This window comes from Nostoc sp., from assembly GCF_035638895.1.
Lineage (GTDB): Bacteria > Cyanobacteriota > Cyanobacteriia > Cyanobacteriales > Nostocaceae > Nostoc.
In genome coordinates this window covers 1-3,433 of sequence record NZ_DASQZC010000205.1, presented here as the reverse complement: position 1 = coordinate 3,433, position 3,433 = coordinate 1, and the positions used below count along the sequence as shown (strand labels likewise).

General features: G+C 48.8%; 6 protein-coding genes. 5 read left to right on the top strand and 1 reads right to left on the bottom strand.

The features are described from left to right. Positions 1–114: 114 nt before the first annotated feature. Genes VE944_RS10075 through VE944_RS10055 form a run of 5 tightly spaced genes read left to right on the top strand, consistent with a single transcriptional unit; the run spans position 115 to position 2,635 of the window. On the top strand, positions 115–516 hold the full coding sequence (locus tag VE944_RS10075) for a hypothetical protein (protein ID WP_324976032.1): 402 nt from the start codon (positions 115–117) through the stop codon (positions 514–516). A 35-nt stretch (positions 517–551) separates the two neighbouring features. Next, entirely contained in the window at positions 552–737 is a 186-nt protein-coding gene (locus VE944_RS10070) for a hypothetical protein (protein ID WP_324976029.1), read from the top strand. Continuing rightward, positions 721–1,098: a hypothetical protein gene (locus VE944_RS10065; protein ID WP_324976026.1), complete on the top strand. Its 378-nt coding sequence runs from the start codon at positions 721–723 to the stop codon at positions 1,096–1,098. The genes VE944_RS10070 and VE944_RS10065 overlap by 17 nt, the downstream gene beginning before the upstream one ends. Further along, the gene (locus VE944_RS10060; protein ID WP_324976024.1) at positions 1,095–2,354 is read left to right on the top strand and encodes a hypothetical protein; all 1,260 of its coding nucleotides are present in this window, start codon (positions 1,095–1,097) and stop codon (positions 2,352–2,354) included. The genes VE944_RS10065 and VE944_RS10060 overlap by 4 nt, the downstream gene beginning before the upstream one ends. Before the next feature lie 26 nt (positions 2,355–2,380). Further along, on the top strand, positions 2,381–2,635 hold the full coding sequence (locus VE944_RS10055) for a hypothetical protein (RefSeq protein ID WP_324976021.1): 255 nt from the start codon (positions 2,381–2,383) through the stop codon (positions 2,633–2,635). A gap of 173 nt (positions 2,636–2,808) precedes the next feature. On the opposite strand, the gene VE944_RS10050 is transcribed toward VE944_RS10055, so the two are convergent. Then, a complete protein-coding gene (locus tag VE944_RS10050; RefSeq protein WP_324976018.1) occupies positions 2,809–3,144 on the bottom strand; it encodes a hypothetical protein in 336 nt (111 codons plus the stop codon). Positions 3,145–3,433: the final 289 nt, after the last annotated feature.

Genomic DNA, 3,433 nt, shown 5'->3' with positions numbered 1-3,433 from the left:
AATGACAAGCGATCGCACTCCCTGGCAGTTGGGCGATCGCCTCTCAATGGGTAGTCTCCACCGATTGAAAACTACACAACAAGAGAATTATGAACCAATCAGAATATCCAAGCAATGAGATCCACAAAGTTGGATTTCCAGAGGGTCAGTTATTGGCCAATGGGGCCACGGCTGAAGAGTGCGCTGAAATTTCTGCTGCATATCTTCAAGGCAAGCCACTGCCCACAAGCGAGAACGAAGTTATCAACCGAATCAATGACCGACTCACCCAAACCAGCGGCTACGGACAGTCAAGGGTTGGGCAAGCCGATGCAAAGTAGCAGTTTACCGCCTGAATGGTACGAAGCTCAGGCAGAGCTAGCAGCCCAAGAACTTGATTTTGATTTGCACTTAGCTGCGTGTGAATCGGAAATCAAGTATGGAATCAGCGCTAGCTTGGAACCAATGCCTCAACCAGATCCACAGCCACTTGATAACTCGGTTTATAACTTCAACGCGATTCTAGACGCAGATTAACCATCAAGCCCCCAAGCACGGGGGCCTCAAGTTTTATGAAAAGTGAAAACAATTTAACTTGGCTGCTGATTGCAGTATCAGCGGTAAGTTTCACATTTTGGTATCAAGAGCAGTCAAGCGACCATCAAACCAGTATTCAGCAGTTGCAGAAAGATTTGAGTAACTGCCAGTCGGATTTCAAATCATTCAAAGATGGAGTGACCTATGGCAGAGGTAGATAATCAGCAGAAAATCACAGTTGAAATTCCGAGCGTTCGGGGCAATTTCTCCCCACTCTCCACTACACAGGGACAACCCAGCAAACTAGACCTTTTTCGGCGTGGTTGGGTGGACGCGATCGCACTACCGGACAATTTACCGGACTTGGCTTTTCACCTTGCGGCACACATAACGATTCCCGCGCTGTTTAGCAGCTGTTGGGTAAGTCTGCCAATGCCATCATTTCTCCGGCTCTTAGTGTTGGGAGTGCTAGCCGTGGCTGGTGCAGTTCTCTGTTATTTACGGGATCTGCTGCCAGAGGTGGATAAAGTACTGCTATTCCGTGTGGGATTAGTGGCGTTGGGGGTATTACTAGGACTATGACCGAATTGCACCCGTCACAGCTGAGTCAACACCTACAAATGTACGCCCGTGCCAAGTGGTCATCCTGGGGAAGTTTAGCCATTAGCCTTGGGTTGCTGTCTTTAGGGGTTTCCTCAGACAAGAGCGTAAAACAGTTTAAGACATGGTTACTTGGGGCATCAGTCGCCACACTGGAGGTAGGACGACGGCAACGCCACACAGCAAAACTACTGCAAGAATCGCTCTTAGATATCGACCAGGTATCCCGCCTAAACTTTCAATCCTGGATGAATAAGCAAACCCAACCTACGGCACAGTTAGCTGTAACAGTCAACGCAATCAATCCCAATTGGCAACCGGAAAACCTAATTACAGACCCGATAGAGTACGTTAACCGAGTTCAGAAACACGTTGCGCTGGTTGGCGGGACTGGGGACGGGAAATCAACCCAAGCTCAGTACTTCTCAACCCGCATTGGCGGTCAGGTCGTCGTTTATGACGTTGACTCAGCCAAGGGTGATTGGGCATGGGTTCCACCTGACAACCTCATCGGTGATGGGGGATTGCCGGAAGTAAACAAGGCTATGGGTGAAGCGCTCGACCATCTAGAAAAGATGCGAGTGTACCGCAAGACAGTATCTAAGGACGTTCCCCAAGAGTTTGCTATTTTCTACATCGCTGAAGAGTTCCCGGTACTTGCTGACTGCGACAACGCAAGAGAATGGATCAGACAACACGCTAAGGTAGGACGCAAGCGCAAGCAATTCATCATGTGTCTAGCCCAAAACGACACAGCTGCTAATTTCGCACTTGAAGGTGACGCTGATATCCTAGACACTTGCTTTGTGCGTATCCGGCTAGGGAAAAAAGCACAGGACTACGCTCGAACTGCTCTCAAGTCTCCCCAATTGGAGCAATGGCTAAAAACTGGGGGGAAGAAACGGTTTATGGTCGATGATTGCCCGTGTGAACTGGACTTAAGCACTTGGGGCATGGGTGCAATGCAAGAGCCACCTAGTACCAACGACAGCACCAATGACACCCCAACCACGTCACAGCAAACCCTCAATGAATACGAGCAAGCTATCCTCACCTGGGGTCAATCCCACGCGGGGGAACTGCTCAAGGCCCGGACGCTGCAACAGTCCACCCGTCTGTTCGCTGATGTGAGTGCTGAGGATATCCGCATTATGTTTCGAGCAATGGCTGATCGGGGTCTGGGAGAAGTGGAAGGGGTGAGCGATCGCCTCGGTTGGAAGTGGGCGAAGGAAGTGTAGACAACCGTCTACATTTCGTCTACAAGATGTCTACAGAAAAGCTTAACCTTTGTATATGTGAGGTTAGCGCAATTTTGTTGCCGAGTATAGACCGAGTTTTTGCCGAGTGTATATCCCCTATCCTCACGCTATACTCTGTCTACATTGTCTACACTGTCTACAACCAGTCAGGGAGGGGCGTAGATGCCGAAAATCCCACTTTTAGCGGGTTTTTGGCAACTGTAGACGCACCAATGAACGCACCAAAAACGCCCAAAAGCATGATTTACAAGGCTTTCTAGTGTCTACAGTTGAGCTATGACCTACTTCTCCAATTCCTTGATAAAAGCCTCTATTGCCTTCCCCGATGCCGATTGCTTGCCCATTTTCAGTTTGCCGAGAGTGCGATCGCGAATTTCTTGATAGTCTGGAATCACTGCTTTCTGTTCCCGCCTGAGAGATTGATTCTCCTCTCTCAGGCGCTCAATTCCCCCAGTCGCTCATCAACCTTTCGCTCAAGAGAGTTGATGTCATCTGCTAGGTATGCGGTATTCGCCCGAACTAACTCATTCATCCGTTCAGAATTAGCGATGCCTGCGGCGGTAAACAACGCGCTCTCCACTTCTCGTCTAATCAACACCTGTATGTCTACAGGTGTAGACGTTGTAGACAAAGCTGTAGGTGTGCCAATAATGCCCCTTAAGAGCCTTGCAGCAGTCTGGTTGAGCGATTCGTCGTCACTGGACTGCAACGCCTGCAACGCCTCTATTTCAGCGTCACTCAGCCGGAATGAAATTACTTTGCTACTCATGTAGACTACCTGTAAACGTATTTGTCTACATAGTAAAGCATTGTCTACAACGCTGTCTAAAAAACTGTTGACAGCCTGTCTACGCACTGTGTACAAATGTGTATACAAACGGTAAACACCGCTAATTTAAAGGGCGATCACCCGTACCGTCCAAAGTCAAGCGATCGCCCAATCATTCACCCCGTAGGAGTAAAAGATGATTCTTAATTGTGCCACTTGCCCATTTTTTCAGCAATCGGTCAACATCCAAAAAATTGGATTCTGTCAGCGCCATGAGGAGGTAGTTAGA